The following is a 19,974-nucleotide window of genomic DNA, read 5'->3' as shown; positions in this document are numbered from 1 at the left end:
CTACACCCTGGGGCATCCACAGGGGCCGATCCGTAGCCCCGAGGTCCAATATCCTTATCCGGCGCATACTCCCGCCGCAGTACGCCTCGCGGGGTTCACTCCACCCTCGGACGGACCAGCCCCGACTCGTAGGCGGTGACCACCAGCTGGGCCCGGTCGCGGGCGCCCAGCTTGGCCATGGCCCGGTTGACATGGGTCTTCACCGTGAGGGGGCTGACCTCCAGGCGTTCGGCGATCTCGTCGTTGGAGTGGCCGCCGGCGACCTGGACCAGCACCTCGCGCTCGCGCACGGTGAGCGTCTCCAGCCGCTCGGCGCGGGCCGGGTCGTGGTCGGCCCCGGACGGGCCCTCCTGGGCGAGGAAGCGGGCGATCAGGCCCTTGGTGGCCACCGGGGACAGCAGGGCCTCTCCCCCGGCGGCGATCCGGATGGCGTTCAGCATCTCGTCGGGCTCGGAGCCCTTGCCGAGGAAGCCGGAGGCGCCGGCCCGCAGCGACTGCACCACGTAGTCGTCGACCTCGAAGGTCGTCAGGATCACCACCCGGACCCCCGCGAGCTCCGGGTCCGCGCTGATCATGCGGGTGGCGGCGAGTCCGTCGGTGCCGGGCATCCGGATGTCCATGAGGACGACGTCGGCGCGCTGCTCCCGGGCCAGCCGGACCGCCTCCGCGCCGTCGGACGCCTCGCCCACCACCTCCATGTCCGGCTCGGAGTCGACGAGCACCCGGAAGGCGCTGCGCAGCAGTGCCTGGTCGTCGGCGAGCAGGACACGGATCGTCATACGGGCTCCAGCGGGACGGTGGTCACGGGCTGCTGTCCTGAGCGGCGGTCGTGCGGGTCTCGACGGGCAGGATCGCATGGACGCGGAACCCGCCGCCGTAGCGGGGGCCGGTGGTGAGGGTGCCGCGCAGCGCGGTGACACGTTCGCGCATGCCGAGCAGTCCGTGCCCGCCGCCGGGGGTGTGGTCCCGGTCCTCGCCGGTGCCGTCGTCGAGGACGGTGATCTCGATGTGGGGTCCGACGCGTACGACGCTGACCTCGGCCCGCGCGTCGGTGCCGGCGTGCTTCTGCACGTTGGTCAGGGCCTCCTGGATGATCCGGTACGCGGCCAGGTCGACGGCGGCGGGGAGGTCGGCGCCCTCGTCGCCGCGGGCGACCTCGACGCGCAGTCCGGCGCTGCGGAAGGTGCCGGTGAGTTCGTCGAGGCGGTCGAGGCCGGGCGCGGGTTCGGTGGGGGCCTCCGGGTCGCCGGACTGGCGCAGCAGACCGACGGTGGCCCGCAGCTCGCCGAGCGCGGAGCGGCTGGCCTCGCGGACATGGGCGAGGGCCTCCTTGGCCTGGTCGGGCCGCTTGTCCATGACGTGGGCGGCGACCCCGGCCTGGACGTTGACCAGGGCGATGTGATGGGCGACCACGTCGTGCAGGTCGCGGGCGATGCGCAGGCGTTCCTCGGCGACACGGCGGCGGGCCTCCTCCTCGCGGGTGCGCTCGGCCCGTTCGGCGCGCTCCCGGATGGCCTGGACGAAGGCGCGGCGGCTGCGGACGGCGTCCCCGGCGGTGGCGCCGATGCCGGTCCAGGCGAAGATCGCCAGGTTCTCCTGGGCGTACCAGGGCAGGGGGCCGGCCACCGTCGCGGCGCCGGTGAGGACGGTCATGGTGAGCAGGCCGATGCGCCAGGTGGTGGGACGGTCGGTGGTGGAGGCGACGGTGTAGAGCGCGATCACGGCACACATGGCGACGGGGGCGCGGGGGTCACCGGTGACGGACTCCACGACGGAGAGGCCGCCGGCGAGGGCGAGCACCGTACGGGGTGCGCGACGGCGGAAGGCCAGCGCGACGGCGCCGAGGGCCATGAGGACCAGGCTGAGCGGGTCGGGTGTGCGCAGTCCCCAGGTGACGCCCTCGGGGCCGTGCGGCTCGACGAAGGAGCCCGCCACCATGCACGCGAGGACGCCTGCCGCCAGGGCCGCGTCCAGCGCGAAGGGGTGTGCCTGTGCCCGGCACCGGGCGCGGGTCAGGGTGCTCACGGGTGTTTACGGTAACCGGGGTTCGTCTTCCGGCGTGTGCCCCGGACCCCCTTCGGCTCCGAACGGGCCTCGTCCTCGGACTCCCCCGGAGGGGGTACTCCCGCACGGGCTGACTCACGTACCCGGGATCAGCCCGTCGTCGCTCAGGAGGTCCTGGACCTCCTCGAGCGTCGCGTCGGGGGACGGGAGGATCAGGTCGGAGGGCTCCAGGGAGTCGTCCGGCAGGGGCTCGCCGAGTTCGCGTACCTTGGCCAGCAGCGCCTTCAGGGTGGCGCGGAAGCCCGGCCCGTCGCCGCTCTCCATCTCCGCGAGCAGTTCCTCGTCCAGCTTGTCCAGCTCGGCGAGCCGGCTCTCGGCCAGCGTCACCTGCCCCTCCCCCATGATCCGTACGATCATGTCGCCCTCCTCGGCGTGGGCTACTGCTTGTCGAAGCGCGGGGTGTCCTGCGGCTGGGACTGCTGCCGGTCCTGCTGCTGACCGTCGCCGCCCTCGATGGCCTGCTGTCCGGCGGACGGACCTCCGGCCAGCTCGGCCTTCATGCGCTGCAGCTCCAGCTCTACATCCGTACCACCGGAGAGCCGGTCCAGCTCGGCCTGGATGTCGTCCTTGTGCATACCGGACTGGTCGTCGAGGGCGCCGGAGGCGAGCAGTTCGTCGATCGCGCCGGCCCGCGCCTGGAGCTGGGCGGTCTTGTCCTCGGCCCGCTGGATCGCCATCCCGACGTCGCCCATCTCCTCGGAGATGCCGGAGAAGGCCTCGCCGATCCGGGTCTGCGCCTGGGCGGCGGTGTACGTGGCCTTGATGGTCTCCTTCTTGGTGCGGAAGGCGTCCACCTTGGCCTGGAGGCGCTGGGCCGCGAGGGTGAGCTTCTCCTCCTCGCCCTGCAGCGTGGCGTGCTGTGTCTCCAGGTCCGTCACCTGCTGCTGGAGCGCGGCGCGGCGGGAGAGCGCCTCACGGGCCAGGTCCTCGCGGCCGAGCGCGAGCGCCTTGCGGCCCTGGTCCTCCAGCTTGCCCGACTGGGACTGGAGCTGATTGAGCTGGAGCTCCAGCCGCTTGCGCGAGGTGGCCACGTCGGCGACACCGCGGCGGACCTTCTGGAGCAGCTCCAGCTGCTTCTGGTACGAGTAATCGAGGGTCTCGCGCGGGTCCTCGGCCCTGTCCAGGGCCTTGTTCGCCTTCGCGCGGAAGATCATCCCCATACGCTTCATGACACCGCTCATGGGCTTCGCGCGCCCCCTTCTGACGGACTCCGGCTTCAGCACCTGCGACAGAACCCACAGTACGGGCCCTGCATCCATTACCGCACTGTTCGGGGACGGATGCGCTCATCCCCAAGGACGACTGAGTACCCTCCCGATCCGGCGTAGGGAGTAGGTGGCCCCCGGGGTCGGCCGGCCGGACCACCCGGAGACCCGCACAACGTCCCCTCTGTCCTTTTGGAGACGTCCGGTGTTGCCGGATCGTTCCCCAGGGGGCTGGGGTCCAACCCCGGGCACCCCGTACCCTTGGGTTTTGTGTTCCGTAGCCGCGCCAAGGAAGAGAAGGCATCCGCCGCCGACAAGGCGACGATGACCGACTCCCAGCAGACCCGTCACCCGGAGGCCCCGAAGGGCCGCCCCACGCCCAAGCGCAGCCAGGCCCAGAGCCAGCGCCGCAGCGTCGCCAATACGTCGATGACGCGCAAGGACGCCGCCAAGCGGCAGCGTGAGGAGCGCCGTGCCGCGCTGGAGCGTCAGCGCCAGGCGCTGGCCAGCGGCGACGAGCGCTATCTGCCCGCCCGTGACAAGGGGCCGGTGCGCCGGTTCGCGCGCGACTTCGTGGACTCGCGGTTCAACATCGCGGAGTACTTCCTGCCGATGGCCGTGATCATCCTGGTGCTGAGCATGGTCCAGGTGCCGCAGCTGCAGAACGTCGCGCTGCTGCTGTGGCTCGTGGTGATCGTGATGATCGTCCTCGACTCGATCGTGACCGGGTTCCGGCTGAAGAAGCGGCTGGCGGAGCGCTTCCCCGACGACAACCGGCGCGGCGCGGTGGCCTACGCGCTGATGCGTTCGCTCCAGATGCGCCGGCTGCGGCTGCCCAAGCCCCAGGTCAAGCGCGGGGAGCGGCCCTGAGCGCCACGCCGTTCGCGGACGGTGTCGCTCCGGGCCCGTCGAGCGGGCCCGGCGGTCTGCGCGATGTCGTCCGGGAGGAGCTGGTGGCCCGCCAGCTGGAGGAGCAGATAGTCGGGCGCTTCCCGGTCGGGCGGCGGCTGCGGGTGCTCGACGTGGGCATGGGCCGGGGGACGCAGGCGCTGCGGCTGGCCCGGGCCGGCCATCAGGTGACCGGCGTCGAGCAGGACGTGACGATGATCGCCGCCGCGCGGGAGGCGTTCGCCGGGGAGCCGGAGGGCATCCGGGAGCGGATGCGGATCGTCGAGGGCCACGCCGGGGACACCGGTGTGCATTTCCTGCCGGGCAGCTTCGACGTCGTGTTGTGTCATGGCGTGCTCATGGACGTCGAGGATCCGGACGCGCTGCTGGCGGGGGTGGCACGGATGCTCGCGCCCGAGGGCCTGCTGTCCCTGCTGGTGCGCAACGGGGACGCGCCGGCGATGCGGTCCGGCCTGTCCGGTGACTGGGCCGGGGCGCTGGCGGGCTTCTGCACGACGGCGTACGGGCTGAAGAGGCTGACGTCGACGCTCGCGGGGATCGGGGCGCCGTTGCACACCTGGTACGGGGTGCGGGTCTTCACGGAGACCGTGGCGGACGACGCGTGTCTGCCGGCCGACCTGGACACGCTGCTGGCGGTCGAGGACCGGGCCGGCCGCACGGACCCCTACCGGGGGGTCGCCTCGCTGCTGCACCTGTGCGGGGTCCGGGGCTGAGAGCCCGGCCCCGGACGACGGCGGAACTCCTGGAGAAGCCGGAGCGGGCCAAGACGGCTCCGGCGCAGGACACCGAGCCGTTTCCATCCTGTCTCCGCAGAGTGAAGCGGCAGGTCAACGGGGGTGGGTGACAAGACGGAGCTTCTGGCCGTCGCGGTGGTGTTCTCTACGCACCACGCATCATTCGAGGAGCCTCGCTCGATCCCGTGTCGAGCCGCGCTCGACGTCCCTCATGAGCCGGTCGAGCACGTCTCCCGGCTCGTCCACGCACGAAGGTGTGAACGCCGCACGCGTCGGCGCAAGTCGAGCTGTTTCCGTCAGGCACGGCTCACCCTTGCCCACCTGCGTACCAGACCCCGTTCGCACCCATGCCGCGGAGCCGCGTGTCGGCACAGCCCCGCACCCCTGGAGGGACGCGGGGAACCGCGCGAGCAATCGACCCACCACCCGTACGTCCGGGAGCGAAGGGGCAGCGCCCCTTGGGGACGCGGAGGGACGGCGGGGACGAGAAAACCCACAGGCGCCCGCCTCCGTCACTCCGGCTCCGCCGGAACCGTCGGCTTCGCCGGAGTCTCCGGGAGTTCCGCCGCCAGCGCCGCCGCCGCCTGGACCAGGGGCAGCGCCAGCAGACCGCCCGCGCCCTCCCCGACCGTGACACCGTGCGACAGCACAGGATCCAGCGCCATCCGGTCCAGCGCCTTCGCCTGCCCCGGCTCACCGCTGTCGTGCGCCGCCACCCACCAGTCCGGTGCCCGGAACGCCACCCGCTGCGCCACCAGCGCACACGCCGCCGTCACCACCCCGTCCAGCACGACCGGCAGCTTCCGCACCGCCGCCTGCAGCAGGAACCCCGTCATCGCGGTGAGATCCGCCCCGCCGACCGTCCCCAGCAACCGCAGCTGATCACCCAGCACCGGCCGCGCCCGCCGCAACGCGTCCCGGATCGCCGCACACTTGCGCATCCACGCCAGGTCGTCGATCGCCAGCCCTCCGCGCCCGGTCACCACCGACGCGTCGGTCCCGCACAACGCGGCCACCAGCACGCCCGCCGCCGTGGTCCCGCCCACGCTCACATCGCCGAGCACCACCAGATCCGTACCGGAGTCGGCCTCCTCGTCGGCCACGGCCATGCCCGCGCGGAACGCCGCCTCCGCCTCCTGAGGGGTCAGCGCGTCCTCGATGTCGATGCGCCCGCTGCCCCGCCGCACCCGGTGCCGTACGACGTCCTCGGGCAGCGATTCCGGATCGCAGTCCAGGGACATGTCGACCACCCGCACCGGCACCCCCTGCCGCCGGGCGAGCACGGACACCGGACGGCCGCCCTCCAGGACGTCCCGCACCAGCTCCACGGCGCTGCCCGCCTCCCGCCCGGAGACACCCAGCCCGGCGATCCCGTGATCGCCGGCGAACAGTACGACCCGCGGCCGTTCGATCGGCCGCACCGGCACCGCGGACTGCGCCGCCGCCAGCCACTCACCCAGGTCGTCCAGGCGGCCCAGCGATCCGGGCGGCACGATCTGGCGCTCCCGGCGCGCCTCCGCGTCACGGCGCACCCCGCCGTCCGGACGCTCGATCAGATCGGTGAAGTCGTCGAGATTAAGCGAGCTCATTCGCCGAACAGTACCGGCCCCGATCGAACACGACGGCGCACCGGTCGGCCTCGCGTACGGCACCTCACCCCCACCACGCCACCCCGGCGCCGGTCCACCCCGTGACGCCCTCCCATCCGTAACGTTTTGCCATGGATCGCCGGACATCCGTCCATCCGTCCCACCCGTCCCGTACGTCGCGCCACCCGAGCGCCGTACGCCCTCACGCCGGGAGCCGCCCATGTCCGCAACCGACCCCGCCCGCGCGATCCCCGCCTCCCACGGCTCCGCCCGGGTGCACGAGCCGCGCCGCGCGGACTGCCCCTGGTGCGGCTCCGCGCGGCTGCGCAACCGGCTGAGAACGGGCGATCTGCGCCGGCACCGGCCGGGCCTGTTCACCGTCGACGAGTGCCGGGACTGCGGCCACACCTTCCAGAACCCCCGCCTCACCGCCGAGGGCCTCGCCTTCTACCGGCGGGCCGTGCGCGGCGCCCCCCGCGACCCCGCCACCGAACGCGTCCTCGCCCTGCACACCGTCCGGCACCGCCGCCGGGGCGCGGCCCGCGCGATGCTCCCCTTCGGCGAGCCGGAGAGCTGGCTGGACGTCGGCACCGGACTCGGCCGCTTCCCGCTGACCGCGCGCGAGTTCTTCCCGTACACGGCCTTCGACGGCACCGACCTCACCGCGCGCGTCGAGAGAGCCCGCGACCTCGGCCGCGTCGAGGAGGCCCACATCGGGCCGCTGACCGACCCGCGGGTCATGGCCCGGCTGGCCGGCCGCTACGACGTCGTCAGCCTGCTGCACCACCTGGAACACACCACCGACCCCCGCGCGGAACTCCACGCGGCCCTCGACGCGCTGCGCCCCGGTGGCCACCTGCTCATCGAGACCCTGGACCCGCGCTGCGCCTTCGCCGCCCTGTTCGGCCGCTGGTGGCTGCCCTACGACCAGCCCCGCCGACTGCACCTGCTGCCCCCGCGCAACCTCCGCGCGGAGCTCGGGAAACGCGGCTGCGCCCTCGTCACCGGCGGGCACCGCGCCACGCACGTACCGCACGACCTGGCCGGCCTGACCGCCCTCGCCCTCTCCCACGCGCTGCCCGCCCCGGACACCCCCTGGCGTGCCGTCCCGCCGACCCCGTTCCAGCGGCACCTGCGCACGGTGCTGCTCCGCGCGGGCACCCCGCTGGTGGTCGTGGCGGCGGTGGCGGACCTGGCCCTCGCGCCCGTGGCGCGCCACACCCCGTTCGCCAACGCCTACCGGATCATCGCGCGCAAGCCGGAAACGAGGCCGAGGACAGAGCCGGAACGCTGACCCGCCGGGCCCGGGTCACCCCCGCAGGACCACCGCCTGTCCCGCCACCACCAGCAGCACCTGCTCGCACTCCTGCGCGAACGCCGCGTTCAGCCGACCGAGTTCGTCCCGGTACCGGCGGCCGGACGCGGTCGCGGGCACGATGCCCGAGCCCACCTCGTTGGACACGGCGACCAGCGTCCGCCGTGTCCCGCGCACCGCGTCCGTCAGCTCCCGCAGCCGGTCCCGCAGCGCCCGTTCCCCGCCGTCCGCCCACTCCGCGTCGTCCCACGCCCCCACGGCGTCCATCGCGTCCGTCAGCCACAGCGACAGACAGTCGATCAGCAGCGGCGGCCCGTCGTCCTTCAGCAGCGGCACCAGATCGCACGTCTCGACGGTCCGCCACGACCCCGGCCGCCGCTCCTGATGCAGCGACACCCGTGCCGCCCACTCCGTGTCCCCGTTGCGTGACCCGCCGGTCGCCACGTACAGCACCTCAGGGAACGACTCCAGCCGCCGCTCGGCCTCCACCGACTTGCCGGAGCGCGCCCCGCCCAGCACCAGCGTCCGCCGCGGTACGTCGGGCACGTCCTCGTAGGCGCCCACCTCCAGCACGGTCCCGTCCGGCACGGCGCGCGCCCCGGCCGCCGCGAGCCGGCGCCGCGCCTCCGCGCCCGGCGGCACGTCGTGGTCCAGATGGACGGCGACGACATCCGTGGCCGGACCCACCGCCCCCACCTCCCGCAGCCTCGCCAGCGCGTCCGGCCGCCCCACGACGTCCAGCAGCACCATGGCGTACGACTCGGCCGGCTCCTCGAGACCGGCCGGCGCCCCGCCCGGCGGCAGGTACAGCAGCCGCTGCCCGTCCGGGCCGGTCACCGCGTACCCGGTGCCGGGCGCGTCCAGCGCCACCGCCCGCACCCGATGCCCCGTCAGCAGCGCCAACTCCCGTCCGTCCGGCACCCGTCCCGGCTGCGGCAGTCCGGCCGGCACCTCGAGAGCGGGGCCGTCGTGCGGGTGCGACAGCAGCACCTGGCGCACGCCGCCCAGCGAACGGCCCGCGCGGGCGGCCGCGAACGCGGTGCCCGGCGTGAGGTCGAGCAGCAGTACCCCGTCCACGAGCAGCGAGGTGGCCGCCCGCGCGCCCGCACCGAGCGCGGACGCGCACGCGGCGCAGGGACAGTCGGGGCGGGGCAGTCCCGCCGGGGCACCGGTGCCGAGCAGAGTCAGTTCCACGCCCCGATTCTCACCTGCCCCCATGGTGACTGCCCGTCCGACTAGGCTTTGGGTTCTGTGTGATCACACTCTTGGGAGGCGTACATGGCGGCATGGACGTGGCGGTTCGAGAAGACCGACGGGACGCAGGTCGAGCCCGCGGTGCCGCCGGAGGAGTTCCCCACACAGGGGGACGCCGAGTCCTGGATCGGGGAGCACTGGAAGGCCCTCGCGGAGGGCGGCGCCGACCAGGTACGGCTCCTGGAGGACACCACGGAGATCTACGGCCCGATGAGTCTCCACGCGGAAGCGGAAGCGGAAGCCGAGGCGGAAGAGGCGTAGGCCCCAGGGCGCGGGTCCGAAGGTTTCCTCGCCCCCGCCGCCCCTTCCCGTCCCGTCCTCAAGGGGCGCCGCCCCTTTGCCCCCGGACGCGCGGGCGGGTGGGTGGTTGCTCGCGCGGTTCCCCGCGCCCCTTCAGGGGCGCGGGGCTGTGTCGACATGCGGCTCCGCCGCGTGGGCGCGAAGAGGGTCCGGGGGCGCAGCCCCCGGGAACGAGAAGGGGCGGCGAGGGCGAAGGACCTCTCGGCCACGCAGGAACGGCACCCGGTCCTGTGGGTCCGTGAGGTCAGCCCCGTTCCAGGGGACGCGGCGCCGGGTCCGGTGTGCCGCCGAGCCAGTTCTCGAAGGCCCGGCGGGGACCCGACCAGCGGCGGTCGTGGTGGTAGGCGCGCAGGATCGCGCGGGCCCGGGCACGGGGACGGCGACGGTAGAAACGCCGGGCCCACAGCGACCCCGGCCGGGCCAGCCGCAGTGAGCCGATCACGGCGACGACCGGAACGATCACGCCGAAGACGGCGACACGCGCCTTGCCCTTGCTCAGGGCGATCAGCGCGAACAGGAAGTTCACCCCCACGCTCGCGGCGGCCCCCGCGCGGTTCTGGAGCTCCTCCTGGGACAGGTCGTTGACACCGAACGGCGCGAACCCCGCCAGCAGCAGGCCGACCAGCGCGGCGGTGAGCACGACCGCCTCGACACTCTTGCGGCCGGCCTCGGTCCAGTACACGTCGTCGAGGTGCAGGATGAGCGCGAACTCGTCCAGGACCAGCCCCGCGCCGATACCGAACAGCACCGCGGCGAAGGCGAAGCCCAGCCCTTCCCCGCCGCTCGCCACCGAGCCGAAGCCGCCGACGACCGTGAGGACGACACCGGGCACGACGTGGTGGATGTGCAGTTCGCCCGCCGTGACGTTGCCGAAGGGCCCCTTCCCGGCCCGGATCAGACGGGTGATGGTCCGGGTGATCACGAAGGTGAGGACGAAGGCGGCGAGCGCGAGGAGCAGCGGCAGCTTGCCCGGCTCGATGATGTTCCGATCCAGCCAATGTCCCATATGGGCACTTTATCCACGGCGGCCGCGGACACCGCGGTGACCGCCGGGTAATCTGCGCCGGTGCCCGCACCCTCCTCCGAGTCCCCCCAGGCCCCCGCCTCCCCCGTCGACGGCCTCCGCTTCGCCTTCGGCACCCTCACCGCGCTCCCGGTCCGGGTCACCCGCTGGGACCGGCCGGCCGCGCGCACGGGCATGCTGTGCGCCCCGGCGGCCGGGTTGGCGGTCGGCGTCCTGGCCGCCGCAGCGGGGCTCCTCCTGCTGCTCCTCGGCGCGGGCGCGCTGCTCGCCGCCGTCGCCACCGTCACCGTACCGGCCGCCCTGACCCGGGGACTGCACCTCGACGGGCTCGCCGACACCGCGGACGGGCTCGGCAGCGCCGGGCCCGCCGCGGACGCGCTGCGGATCATGAAGCAGTCGGACATCGGCCCGTTCGGTGTGCTCACGCTCGTCCTGGTCCTGCTGGCCCAGGTGGCCGCACTGGCACAGGCGTACGGCCAGGACTGGGCGCGGGGTGCGTTCGCCGCCGTCGTCTCGGCGGTCGTGGCGCGGCTGGTGCTCACCCTGGCCGCCCGCACCGGTGTGCCGCCCGCCCGGCCGGAGGGGCTGGGCGCGGCGGTCGCGGGGGTGGTGCCGGTGGCCGGCGCGGCGGTCGCCGCGCTCGCGGTCACCGGGCTCGCGGCGGCCGGGGCCGCGTTCCTGGGGGCGTACGACGTCCTGCGTGCCGTGCTCGCGGTGGTGCTGGCCGTCGCCGTGGCCGAGCTGCTGCTGCGGCACTGTGTCCGCCGTTTCGGCGGGGTCACGGGCGATGTGTTCGGCGGCCTCGCGGAGACGGCGGCGACGACCGCGCTCGTCGTGTCCTCACTGGGCTGAGACCACCCCGGAACCGGGTCGTCATCGCCTGGTGAGGATCGTGGCGATCGCGGTGCCCGCGCCGCTCGCCACCGCCACGGCCGTCAGGGCGACGCAGCGTGCCCTCAGCCGCCGGTAGCGGGCCTCGTACTCGGTGCGCAGTTCGGCCGCCCGGTCGCAGATCCGCACCAGCGTGGCCCGGGAGGCGGCGATCCGGTCGGCCCGGTACACCCGTTCCACCTCTTCGCGCTGCGCGGTCGTCAGCCACGGCAGTTCCCCGGCGAACCGGTCGGCCCGCCGCCGGGCCTCCTCGACCTCGGCGGCCCACAGGAGGTGGCCCTCGAGCCGGTTCAGACCGAGGGCGCTGTCCTGACGGGGGTTCACACGCTCCTCCACGTTCCGGACCGTGCTCTCATCGCTGTTTGTCGCCGGGAGCCACGGTCACGGAGGCCGCAGGATGGTTCTCGAGGTCGTCCAGTGCGGCGATGTCCGGGTGGTGCAGGTCGAACGCGGGCGATTCGCTGCGGACCTTCGGCAGGGTGGTGAAGTTGTGCCGCGGGGGCGGGCAGGAGGTCGCCCACTCCAGCGAACGGCCGTAGCCCCACGGGTCGTCGACGCCGACCGGCTCGCCGTACTTGGCCGTCTTCCAGACGTTGTAGAAGAAGGGCAGCATCGACAGGCCGAGCAGGAACGAGGCGATCGTCGAGACCGTGTTCAGCGCGGTGAAGCCGTCCGCGGCCAGGTAGTCCGCGTACCGGCGCGGCATGCCCTCGGCACCCAGCCAGTGCTGGAGGAGGAAGGTGCCGTGGAAGCCGACGAACAGCGTCCAGAAGGTGATCTTGCCGAGCCGCTCGTCGAGCAGCTTGCCGGTGAACTTCGGCCACCAGAAGTGGAAGCCGGCGAACATCGCGAAGACGACCGTGCCGAAGACCACGTAGTGGAAGTGCGCCACCACGAAGTACGAGTCCGTGACGTGGAAGTCCAGCGGCGGCGAGGCCAGCAGGACGCCGGTCAGACCACCGAAGAGGAAGGTGACGAGGAAACCCAGCGCCCACAGCATCGGCGTCTCGAAGGAGAGACTTCCCTTCCACATGGTGCCGATCCAGTTGAAGAACTTCACCCCGGTCGGCACCGCGATCAGGAAGGACATGAAGGAGAAGAAGGGCAGCAGGACGGCACCGGTCGCGAACATGTGGTGCGCCCACACGGTCACCGACAGACCCGTGATCGCGATCGTCGCGCCGACCAGGCCCATGTAGCCGAAGATCGGCTTGCGGGAGAAGACCGGGATGACCTCGGAGACGATGCCGAAGAACGGCAGCGCGATGATGTACACCTCGGGATGGCCGAAGAACCAGAACAGGTGCTGCCACAGGATCGGCCCGCCGTTGGCCGCGTTGAAGATGTGCGCGCCGAACTGGCGGTCCGCCTCCAGGGCGAACAGCGCCGCCGCGAGGACGGGGAAGGCGAGCAGGACCAGCACACCGGTCAGCAGCACGTTCCAGGTGAAGATCGGCATGCGGAACATCGTCATGCCCGGCGCGCGCATGCAGATGATCGTGGTGATGAAGTTGACCGCGCCGAGGATGGTGCCGAAGCCGGAGAACGCCAGACCCATGATCCACAGGTCGCCGCCGATGTTCGACGAATAGGCCTTGGTCGACAGCGGCGTGTAGGCGAACCAGCCGAAGTCCGCCGCCCCGTTGGGGGTGAGGAAACCGGAGACCGCGATCAGCGAGCCGAACAGGTACAGCCAGTAGGCGAACATGTTCAGCCGCGGGAACGCCACGTCGGGCGCGCCGATCTGCAACGGCATGATCCAGTTGGCGAAACCGGCGAACAGCGGCGTCGCGAACATCAGCAGCATGATCGCGCCGTGCATCGTGAACGCCTGGTTGTACTGCTCGTTCGAGACGACCTGCAGGCCCGGCCGGGCCAGCTCGGCGCGCATCACCAGCGCCAGGATCCCGCCCAGCACGAAGAAACCGAACGACGTCGTCAGGTACAGCGTGCCGATCGTCTTGTGATCCGTGGTCGTCAGCCACTTGACGACCACGTTGCCGCGCCTGTGGCGCCTGACCGGCAGCTCGTCCTCGTAGGTCTCCTCGTCGAATGAGCCCACTGTGCTCTTGTCCGCCACTGTCCAAGTCCTCCTATGGGCTCGGGAAGAGTTCCGAAGGCAGCATGACGGGACGTTTCCCGGCTGCGCCCGGAACAGGACGCCGTGGCGCACTTTCCACTCGGCAATCGGGTGACGCCGGTTCTCCCGCACCGTCGTGTCACCGGGCCGGAACGGTCTCCCCGTCCCCCTGTGGCCCCGTGGTCCGCGCCGCCGGCCCGAGCCGCCGGACCGGCAGGACGCGGAGGGCGTCGACGGACGACCGGGTGGCGGGGCCCGGGCCGGGTCTCAGCAGGCCCGACGCCATGCGTCCAGTTCGTACTTCTTGAGCAGGGAACTCAGCCCCAGCCGCCGGGAGTCGGCGCAGAAGCGGTCGGTGGCCAGCTCGTACTCGACGTGGAAGACGGCCTTGTCCGCCTCGACGAACGGTGTCAGCTCCGCGCACTCGCCGTACTGGGCGCACTGTTCGTTGACCGCGAAGTCGAAGTCGTCGACCAGCTCGGGGATCTGGTCCAGGTCGTTCTTCAGGCCGACGGCCATGCCGCGCTCGTGGGCGAGCCGGGCGACGAGCCGGTTGTAGCGGAGCTGGTCGTCAGCGGTGAGCGGGAACCCGGTGCGGTTGCGGTAGCCGTCCATGTTGTCCGGCTCCACCGCGTCGAAGCCCTTCTCCCGGCACATGTCGAGACGCTCGGCCATCAGCGGCTCCAGTACGTCGGTACGGCGGATGTCGAGCCAGCGCTCGCCCTCCCAGCCGTTGCCGCGGCCGATCACCGACTTCGGGAAGTCGTCCGCGTCCGGGCGGAAGTCCTCCCAGGCGCCGGTGGAGAGGTAGCAGATGACCTTGCGGCCGTCGCGGTGCAGCTCCGCGACCGTCTCCTTCGAGTGGTCGAAGCCGTCGATGTCGTAGACCGGGACGTCGACGGAGGTGTCGAGCCGTCCGCTGAGCTGCCACTGCCAGTCGGTGCCGGGCCGGGGCCGCCAGCGGTCGCCGGCCGGCGTCTTCGCGGCCTCCGCGTCGTCGGCGCCGGGTCCGGGCGCGGCCGTACAGGCCGCCAGCAGCAGGGCGAGCAGGGGGACAAGAAGGAAAGGTCGTCTCACCGGGCGGTCTCCAGAACGGGCGGCGGTGCGGTCGGCACCGCGGACGGCACACAGGAACCTCAAGGATGATCGTCCCCGCCTCCGGGCGCGGCGGCGGGGCCCGGAACACGGCAGCGGCGTCACCACGAGGTGAACACCCGCGGGAATGAGCGAACGCACACACGCGCGTAGGCTCGTCCCGAGTGTTCGCCGCACCGGGGACGACCCCGACGGGACCGCGCCCGCACATCGCAACTAGGGTCGGCTGCCGGGCCCGGTCGACCCACACCTTTCGGCCACAGCAACTTCACATCGGAAGCGAGATTTCACCACCGTGACTGCTCTCACTCTCAGCACCGCCGCGGTCCCCGGTCTGCGGGCCGACGCGATCGTGATCGGTGTCGCCAAGGGCTCCGCGTCGAAGGCCGGGGGTCCCGTCGTCGCACCGGGCGCCGAGGCCGTGGACCGGGCGTACGACGGCAAGCTCGCCGGCGTCCTGGAAACCCTCGGCGCGTCCGGTGCCGAGGGCGAGGTGACGAAGCTCCCCGCGCCCGCCGGCTTCAAGGCACCGCTCGTGGTGGCGGTGGGCCTCGGCGACCGGCCCGGGAAGGGCGCCGGCTACGACACCGAGGCGCTGCGCAAGGCGGCCGGTGTGGCCGCCCGCGCCCTCACCGGCGTCAAGAAGGCCGCGTTCGCCCTGCCCCTGACGGACGCCGCCGACGCCGGCGCGGTCGCCGAGGGCGTGCTGCTCGGCGCGTACTCCTTCGACGCCTACAAGGACAACGGCAAGTCCGCCAAGAACGGCAAGAACGGCAAGGCGCCGCTCGCCGAGGGCGTGCTGCTCGGCGGCAAGCCCCGCGACAAGGCGTACAAGGCCGCGGTCGAGCGCGCCGTCGCCGTCGCCGAGGAGCTCAACCGCGCCCGCGACCTGGTCAACACCCCGCCGAACGACCTCGACCCCGAGGCGTTCGCGGCCGTCGCCCAGGCCGCGGCCAAGGAGCACGGCGTCAAGGTGCAGGTGCTCGACGAGAAGGCCCTGGCCAAGGGCGGTTACGGCGGCATCCTGGGCGTCGGCGCCGGTTCGGCGTCGGGCCCGCGGCTGGTGAAGCTGTCGTACACCTCGTCCAAGGCGAAGAAGCACCTCGCGCTGGTCGGCAAGGGCATCACCTACGACTCGGGCGGCATCTCGCTGAAGCCGGCCGGACACAACGAGACGATGAAGTGCGACATGAGCGGTGCCGCCGCCGTGTTCGCCGCGGTCGTCGCCGCCGCGCGCCTCGGCCTGGAGGTCAACATCACCGGCTGGCTGGCGCTGGCCGAGAACATGCCGTCCGGCTCGGCGACGCGCCCGGGTGACGTGCTGCGCATGTACAGCGGCAAGACCGTGGAGGTGCTCAACACCGACGCCGAGGGCCGGCTGGTCCTGGCCGACGCGCTGTGGGCGGCCTCCCAGGAGAAGCCGGACGCGATCGTGGACGTCGCGACGCTGACCGGCGCGATGATGCTGGCGCTGGGCAGCCGTACGTTCGGGATCATGGCGAACGACGACGCGTTCCGCTCCGCGGTGCACGGGGCGGCGGAGGAGGTCGGCGAGCCGGCGTGGCCGATGCCGCTGCCGGAGCACCTGCGCAAGGGGATGGACTCGGCGACCGCCGACATCGCCAACATGGGTGAGCGGATGGGCGGCGGGCTGGTCGCCGGGCTGTTCCTGCGCGAGTTCGTGGGTGAGGGGATCACCTGGGCGCACCTGGACATCGCCGGGCCGGCGTTCAACGAGGGCGGGCCGTTCGGGTACACGCCGAAGGGCGGGACGGGGTCGGCCGTGCGCACGCTGGTGCGGGTCGCCGAGCTGGCGGCCGCGGGGGATCTCGGCTGAGGTCGCCCGATGGCTCAGGGGTGCGGGGCGGTGCGCGACCGCGGGTCCGGTGTGGCTCGTCGCGCGGTTCCCCGCGCCCCTTCTGGTCGGCTGCCGCCGACCCTCCCGGCACGTGCTGCGGAACCGGTCGCGCCCACGCGGCGGAGCCGCAGATCAGACCGTGCGCCGCGGCCCCGGAGGGCTGTACCGGCGGCCGTTGGACCGGGACGTGGGGTGTCTCACACCACGGCCCGGCGTCTCGTTCGGCTCCTACAGGTGCGAAGATGGGACTCGGCAGGACAGGGCCCCACCCAAGGGCCGAGAACATAGAGCGGCCGGACACCAGCCGCCGACCGGTCACTGGAGACCGGCGTGGCGCACATGCATGGAGGACGTGACGTGGCGAACGACGCCAGCACCGTTTTCGACCTAGTGATCCTCGGCGGTGGCAGCGGTGGTTACGCCGCGGCCCTGCGCGGGGCGCAGCTGGGCCTGGACGTCGCCCTGATCGAGAAGGGCAAGGTCGGCGGTACCTGCCTGCACAACGGCTGCATCCCCACGAAGGCCCTGCTGCACGCGGGCGAGATCGCCGACCAGGCCCGCGAGAGCGAGCAGTTCGGTGTGAAGGCCACCTTCGAGGGCATCGACATGGCGGCCGTCCACAAGTACAAGGACGACGTGATCGCGGGCCTGTACAAGGGCCTCCAGGGTCTGATCGCCTCGCGCAAGGTGACCTACATCGAGGGTGAGGGCCGGCTGTCCTCCCCCACCTCCGTGGATGTGAACGGTCAGCGCGTCCAGGGCCGCCACGTCCTGCTGGCGACCGGCTCCGTGCCGAAGTCGCTGCCGGGCCTGGACATCGACGGCGACCGGATCATCTCCTCCGACCACGCCCTCAAGCTGGACCGCGTGCCGAAGTCCGCGATCGTCCTGGGCGGCGGCGTCATCGGCGTCGAGTTCGCCTCCGCGTGGAAGTCCTTCGGCACCGACGTCACGATCGTCGAGGGCCTCAAGCACCTCGTCCCGGTCGAGGACGAGAACAGCTCCAAGCTGCTGGAGCGCGCCTTCCGCAAGCGGGGCATCAAGTTCAACCTGGGCACCTTCTTCCAGAAGGCCGAGTACACCCAGGACGGCGTCAAGGTCACCCTGGCCGACGGCAAGGAGTTCGAGGCCGAGGTCCTGCTCGTCGCCATCGGCCGCGGCCCGGTCTCGCAGGGCCTGGGCTACGAGGAGGCCGGGGTCGCCATGGACCGCGGCTACGTCCTGGTCGACGAGTACATGCGCACCAACGTCCCGACGATCTCCGCCGTCGGTGACCTGGTCCCGACGCTCCAGCTCGCGCACGTCGGCTTCGCCGAGGGCATCCTGGTGGCGGAGCGCCTGGCCGGTCTGAAGACCGTCCCGATCGACTACGACGGTGTGCCGCGGGTGACGTACTGCCACCCGGAGGTCGCCTCCGTCGGCATCACCGAGGCCAAGGCCAAGGAGATCTACGGCGCGGACAAGGTCGTCGCTCTGAAGTACAACCTGGCGGGCAACGGAAAGAGCAAGATCCTCAAGACCGCGGGCGAGATCAAGCTCGTCCAGGTCAAGGACGGTGCGGTGGTCGGCGTCCACATGGTCGGCGACCGTATGGGCGAGCAGGTCGGCGAGGCCCAGCTGATCTACAACTGGGAGGCGCTGCCGGCCGAGGTGGCCCAGCTCATCCACGCCCACCCGACGCAGAACGAGGCGATGGGCGAGGCCCACCTGGCGCTGGCCGGGAAGCCCCTCCACTCCCACGACTGACGCTCTCGGTCATCGGGCGCGACGACACAGACTTCCGCACTTTTAAAGGAGCAACCGAAACCATGGCGGTTTCCGTAACCCTTCCGGCGCTCGGCGAGAGCGTCACCGAGGGCACTGTCACCCGGTGGCTGAAGGCCGAGGGTGAGCGCGTCGAGGCCGACGAGCCGTTGCTCGAGGTCTCCACCGACAAGGTCGACACCGAGATCCCCGCACCCGCCTCCGGCGTGCTGTCCTCCATCAAGGTCGCCGAGGACGAGACGGTCGAGGTCGGCGCCGAGCTGGCGCTGATCGACGACGGCAGCGGCGCCCCGGCCGCCGAGCAGGCCCCGGCCGCCGAGCAGGCCGCCCCGCCGGCTCCCGCCCCTCAGCCGCAGGCCCAGCCCTCCACCGAGCAGGCCGCCCCGGCCCCGGCGCCCACCGCCGAGGCCACGGCCGGCGGCGGCTCCGCCCAGGGCACGGACGTGGTCCTGCCCGCGCTCGGCGAGTCCGTCACCGAGGGCACCGTCACCCGCTGGCTGAAGTCGGTCGGTGACACCGTCGAGGCCGACGAGCCGCTGCTGGAGGTGTCGACGGACAAGGTCGACACCGAGATCCCCGCTCCCGCGTCCGGCACGCTGCTGGAGATCGTGGTCGGCGAGGACGAGACCGCCGAGGTCGGCGCCAAGCTCGCCGTCATCGGCGAGGCGGGTGCCGCTCCGGCCGCCGCCCCCGCCCCGGCCGCCCCCGAGGCCCCGGCGCAGCCCGCACCCGCTCCGGCTCCGCAGCAGGCCGCTCCGGCTCCGGCTCCGGCTGCCCCTGCGGCTCCGGCTCCGGCTCCTGCTCCGGCTGCCCCCGCGGCCCCGGCCCCTGCCCCGCAGGCGCCCGCGGCTCCGGCCGCTCCGGCGCCCGCCCCGGCCCCGGCTGCCGCTCCGGCCGCCCCTGCCGCCGCCCAGGCCACGGACGAGGGCGCCTACGTGACCCCGCTGGTGCGCAAGCTCGCCGCCGAGAACGGCGTCGACCTGTCCACCGTCAAGGGCACCGGCGTCGGCGGCCGTATCCGCAAGCAGGACGTCATCGCCGCCGCCGAGGCCGCGAAGGCCGCCACCGCCGCCCCGGCCCCGGCCGCCGCGGCGCCCGCCGCGAAGAAGGCCCCGGTCCTCGAGGCCTCCCCGCTGCGCGGTCAGACCGTGAAGATGCCGCGGATCCGCAAGGTCATCGGCGACAACATGGTCAAGGCCCTGCACGAGCAGGCCCAGCTGTCCTCGGTGGTCGAGGTCGACGTCACCCGCCTGATGAAGCTGCGCGCCCGCGCCAAGGACGCGTTCGCGGCGCGTGAGGGCGTCAAGCTCTCCCCGATGCCGTTCTTCGTCAAGGCAGCGGCCCAGGCGCTGAAGGCGCACGCGCCGATCAACGCCAAGATCAACGAGGCCGAGGGGACCATCACCTACTTCGACACCGAGAACATCGGTATCGCGGTGGACTCCGAGAAGGGCCTGATGACCCCGGTCATCAAGAACGCCGGTGACCTCAACATCGCCGGTATCGCCAAGGCCACGGCGGAGCTGGCGGGCAAGGTCCGCGGCAACAAGATCACCCCGGACGAGCTGTCCGGCGCGACCTTCACCATCTCCAACACCGGTTCGCGCGGCGCGCTGTTCGACACGATCATCGTGCCCCCGGGCCAGGTCGCGATCCTCGGCATCGGTGCCACGGTCAAGCGTCCGGCCGTCATCGAGACCGAGGAGGGCACGGTCATCGGCGTCCGCGACATGACCTACCTGACCCTCTCCTACGACCACCGCCTGGTGGACGGTGCCGACGCGGCCCGTTACCTGACGGCGGTCAAGGCGATCCTGGAGGCGGGCGAGTTCGAGGTCGAGCTCGGTCTGTAAGCGCCTTCGCCGCATACGTCGGTGCCCCCGCCCGGAGAC

General features: G+C 72.5%; 18 protein-coding genes. 8 read left to right on the top strand and 10 right to left on the bottom strand.

Annotated elements, in window-relative coordinates; genetic code table 11:
* Window positions 1–95 precede the first annotated feature (95 nt).
* The 4 genes from ACFXAE_RS31390 to ACFXAE_RS31375 all read right to left on the bottom strand — a co-directional run bounded on the left by ACFXAE_RS31390 (window position 96) and on the right by ACFXAE_RS31375 (window position 3,233).
* Window positions 96–779 carry a response regulator gene (locus ACFXAE_RS31390; RefSeq protein ID WP_384721421.1) on the bottom strand — a complete coding sequence of 228 codons (684 nt, stop codon included), beginning with the start codon at window positions 777–779 and terminating at the stop codon, window positions 96–98.
* A gap of 22 nt (window positions 780–801) precedes the next feature.
* The gene (locus ACFXAE_RS31385; protein ID WP_384721418.1) at window positions 802–2,025 is read right to left on the bottom strand and encodes a sensor histidine kinase; all 1,224 of its coding nucleotides are present in this window, start codon (window positions 2,023–2,025) and stop codon (window positions 802–804) included.
* Window positions 2,026–2,139: 114 nt separating this feature from the next.
* The gene (locus ACFXAE_RS31380) at window positions 2,140–2,421 is read right to left on the bottom strand and encodes a hypothetical protein (protein WP_384721415.1); all 282 of its coding nucleotides are present in this window, start codon (window positions 2,419–2,421) and stop codon (window positions 2,140–2,142) included.
* 20 nt (window positions 2,422–2,441) lie between these two features.
* The gene (locus tag ACFXAE_RS31375) at window positions 2,442–3,233 is read right to left on the bottom strand and encodes a PspA/IM30 family protein (RefSeq protein ID WP_384721412.1); all 792 of its coding nucleotides are present in this window, start codon (window positions 3,231–3,233) and stop codon (window positions 2,442–2,444) included.
* A 228-nt stretch (window positions 3,234–3,461) separates the two neighbouring features.
* Between ACFXAE_RS31375 and ACFXAE_RS31370 the strand changes: the two genes are divergently transcribed.
* Entirely contained in the window at window positions 3,462–4,139 is a 678-nt protein-coding gene (locus ACFXAE_RS31370; protein ID WP_384721409.1) for a DUF3043 domain-containing protein, read from the top strand.
* A gap of 83 nt (window positions 4,140–4,222) precedes the next feature.
* Entirely contained in the window at window positions 4,223–4,891 is a 669-nt protein-coding gene (locus tag ACFXAE_RS31365; protein ID WP_384721406.1) for a class I SAM-dependent methyltransferase, read from the top strand.
* Between the two features lie 533 nt (window positions 4,892–5,424).
* Here the strand turns inward: ACFXAE_RS31365 and cobT are convergent.
* Window positions 5,425–6,501, bottom strand: coding sequence for a nicotinate-nucleotide--dimethylbenzimidazole phosphoribosyltransferase (gene cobT / locus ACFXAE_RS31360; protein WP_384721403.1), 1,077 nt, complete (start codon window positions 6,499–6,501; stop codon window positions 5,425–5,427).
* A 220-nt stretch (window positions 6,502–6,721) separates the two neighbouring features.
* Between cobT and ACFXAE_RS31355 the strand changes: the two genes are divergently transcribed.
* Complete coding sequence (locus tag ACFXAE_RS31355) at window positions 6,722–7,795, top strand: class I SAM-dependent methyltransferase (RefSeq protein WP_384721400.1); 1,074 nt, start codon at window positions 6,722–6,724, stop codon at window positions 7,793–7,795.
* A 15-nt stretch (window positions 7,796–7,810) separates the two neighbouring features.
* On the opposite strand, the gene ACFXAE_RS31350 is transcribed toward ACFXAE_RS31355, so the two are convergent.
* A complete protein-coding gene (locus ACFXAE_RS31350) occupies window positions 7,811–9,010 on the bottom strand; it encodes a bifunctional adenosylcobinamide kinase/adenosylcobinamide-phosphate guanylyltransferase (RefSeq protein ID WP_384721397.1) in 1,200 nt (399 codons plus the stop codon).
* Window positions 9,011–9,094: 84 nt separating this feature from the next.
* Between ACFXAE_RS31350 and ACFXAE_RS31345 the strand changes: the two genes are divergently transcribed.
* Window positions 9,095–9,331, top strand: a complete 237-nt coding sequence (locus tag ACFXAE_RS31345; RefSeq protein WP_384721394.1) for a hypothetical protein — start codon at window positions 9,095–9,097, stop codon at window positions 9,329–9,331.
* 283 nt (window positions 9,332–9,614) lie between these two features.
* Here the strand turns inward: ACFXAE_RS31345 and ACFXAE_RS31340 are convergent, their stop codons facing one another.
* The gene (locus ACFXAE_RS31340) at window positions 9,615–10,376 is read right to left on the bottom strand and encodes a hypothetical protein (protein ID WP_384721391.1); all 762 of its coding nucleotides are present in this window, start codon (window positions 10,374–10,376) and stop codon (window positions 9,615–9,617) included.
* Window positions 10,377–10,436: 60 nt separating this feature from the next.
* On the opposite strand from ACFXAE_RS31340, the gene ACFXAE_RS31335 reads away from it, so the two are divergent.
* A complete protein-coding gene (locus ACFXAE_RS31335) occupies window positions 10,437–11,246 on the top strand; it encodes an adenosylcobinamide-GDP ribazoletransferase (protein WP_384721388.1) in 810 nt (269 codons plus the stop codon).
* Window positions 11,247–11,267: 21 nt separating this feature from the next.
* Here ACFXAE_RS31335 and ACFXAE_RS31330 read toward each other — a convergent pair whose 3' ends face one another.
* From ACFXAE_RS31330 to ACFXAE_RS31320, 3 genes are all read right to left on the bottom strand, one after another.
* On the bottom strand, window positions 11,268–11,609 hold the full coding sequence (locus tag ACFXAE_RS31330) for a hypothetical protein (protein ID WP_384721467.1): 342 nt from the start codon (window positions 11,607–11,609) through the stop codon (window positions 11,268–11,270).
* A 28-nt stretch (window positions 11,610–11,637) separates the two neighbouring features.
* On the bottom strand, window positions 11,638–13,365 hold the full coding sequence (gene ctaD, locus ACFXAE_RS31325) for a cytochrome c oxidase subunit I (protein WP_384721384.1): 1,728 nt from the start codon (window positions 13,363–13,365) through the stop codon (window positions 11,638–11,640).
* Window positions 13,366–13,632: 267 nt separating this feature from the next.
* A complete protein-coding gene (locus ACFXAE_RS31320) occupies window positions 13,633–14,442 on the bottom strand; it encodes an endo alpha-1,4 polygalactosaminidase (protein ID WP_384721381.1) in 810 nt (269 codons plus the stop codon).
* Window positions 14,443–14,755: 313 nt separating this feature from the next.
* Here ACFXAE_RS31320 and ACFXAE_RS31315 point away from each other — a divergent pair, with 313 nt between their 5' ends.
* The 3 genes from ACFXAE_RS31315 (at window position 14,756) to sucB (ending at window position 19,935) form a co-directional block, all read left to right on the top strand.
* Window positions 14,756–16,297, top strand: a complete 1,542-nt coding sequence (locus ACFXAE_RS31315; RefSeq protein WP_384721378.1) for a leucyl aminopeptidase — start codon at window positions 14,756–14,758, stop codon at window positions 16,295–16,297.
* 378 nt (window positions 16,298–16,675) lie between these two features.
* On the top strand, window positions 16,676–18,064 hold the full coding sequence (lpdA, locus tag ACFXAE_RS31310) for a dihydrolipoyl dehydrogenase (RefSeq protein WP_384721375.1): 1,389 nt from the start codon (window positions 16,676–16,678) through the stop codon (window positions 18,062–18,064).
* 62 nt (window positions 18,065–18,126) lie between these two features.
* Complete coding sequence (gene sucB / locus ACFXAE_RS31305; RefSeq protein WP_384721372.1) at window positions 18,127–19,935, top strand: 2-oxoglutarate dehydrogenase, E2 component, dihydrolipoamide succinyltransferase; 1,809 nt, start codon at window positions 18,127–18,129, stop codon at window positions 19,933–19,935.
* Window positions 19,936–19,974: the final 39 nt, after the last annotated feature.

Source organism: Streptomyces sp. NPDC059454 (genome assembly GCF_042749965.1).
In the GTDB taxonomy this organism is placed as follows: domain Bacteria; phylum Actinomycetota; class Actinomycetes; order Streptomycetales; family Streptomycetaceae; genus Streptomyces.
This window is presented reverse-complemented; position numbering and strand designations above follow the sequence as displayed.

What these genes read in the sequence shown, in the direction of transcription:
- ACFXAE_RS31390 (WP_384721421.1), bottom strand. Translation starts at nt 779, where the DNA reads ATGACGATCCGTGTCCTGCTCGCCGACGACCAGGCACTGCTGCGCAGC.
- ACFXAE_RS31380 (WP_384721415.1), bottom strand. Translation starts at nt 2,421, where the DNA reads ATGATCGTACGGATCATGGGGGAGGGGCAGGTGACGCTGGCCGAGAGC.
- ACFXAE_RS31375 (WP_384721412.1), bottom strand. Translation starts at nt 3,233, where the DNA reads ATGAAGCGTATGGGGATGATCTTCCGCGCGAAGGCGAACAAGGCCCTG.
- cobT (WP_384721403.1), bottom strand. Translation starts at nt 6,501, where the DNA reads ATGAGCTCGCTTAATCTCGACGACTTCACCGATCTGATCGAGCGTCCG.
- ACFXAE_RS31355 (WP_384721400.1), top strand. Translation starts at nt 6,722, where the DNA reads ATGTCCGCAACCGACCCCGCCCGCGCGATCCCCGCCTCCCACGGCTCC.
- ACFXAE_RS31345 (WP_384721394.1), top strand. Translation starts at nt 9,095, where the DNA reads ATGGCGGCATGGACGTGGCGGTTCGAGAAGACCGACGGGACGCAGGTC.
- ACFXAE_RS31340 (WP_384721391.1), bottom strand. Translation starts at nt 10,376, where the DNA reads ATGGGACATTGGCTGGATCGGAACATCATCGAGCCGGGCAAGCTGCCG.
- sucB (WP_384721372.1), top strand. Translation starts at nt 18,127, where the DNA reads ATGGCGGTTTCCGTAACCCTTCCGGCGCTCGGCGAGAGCGTCACCGAG.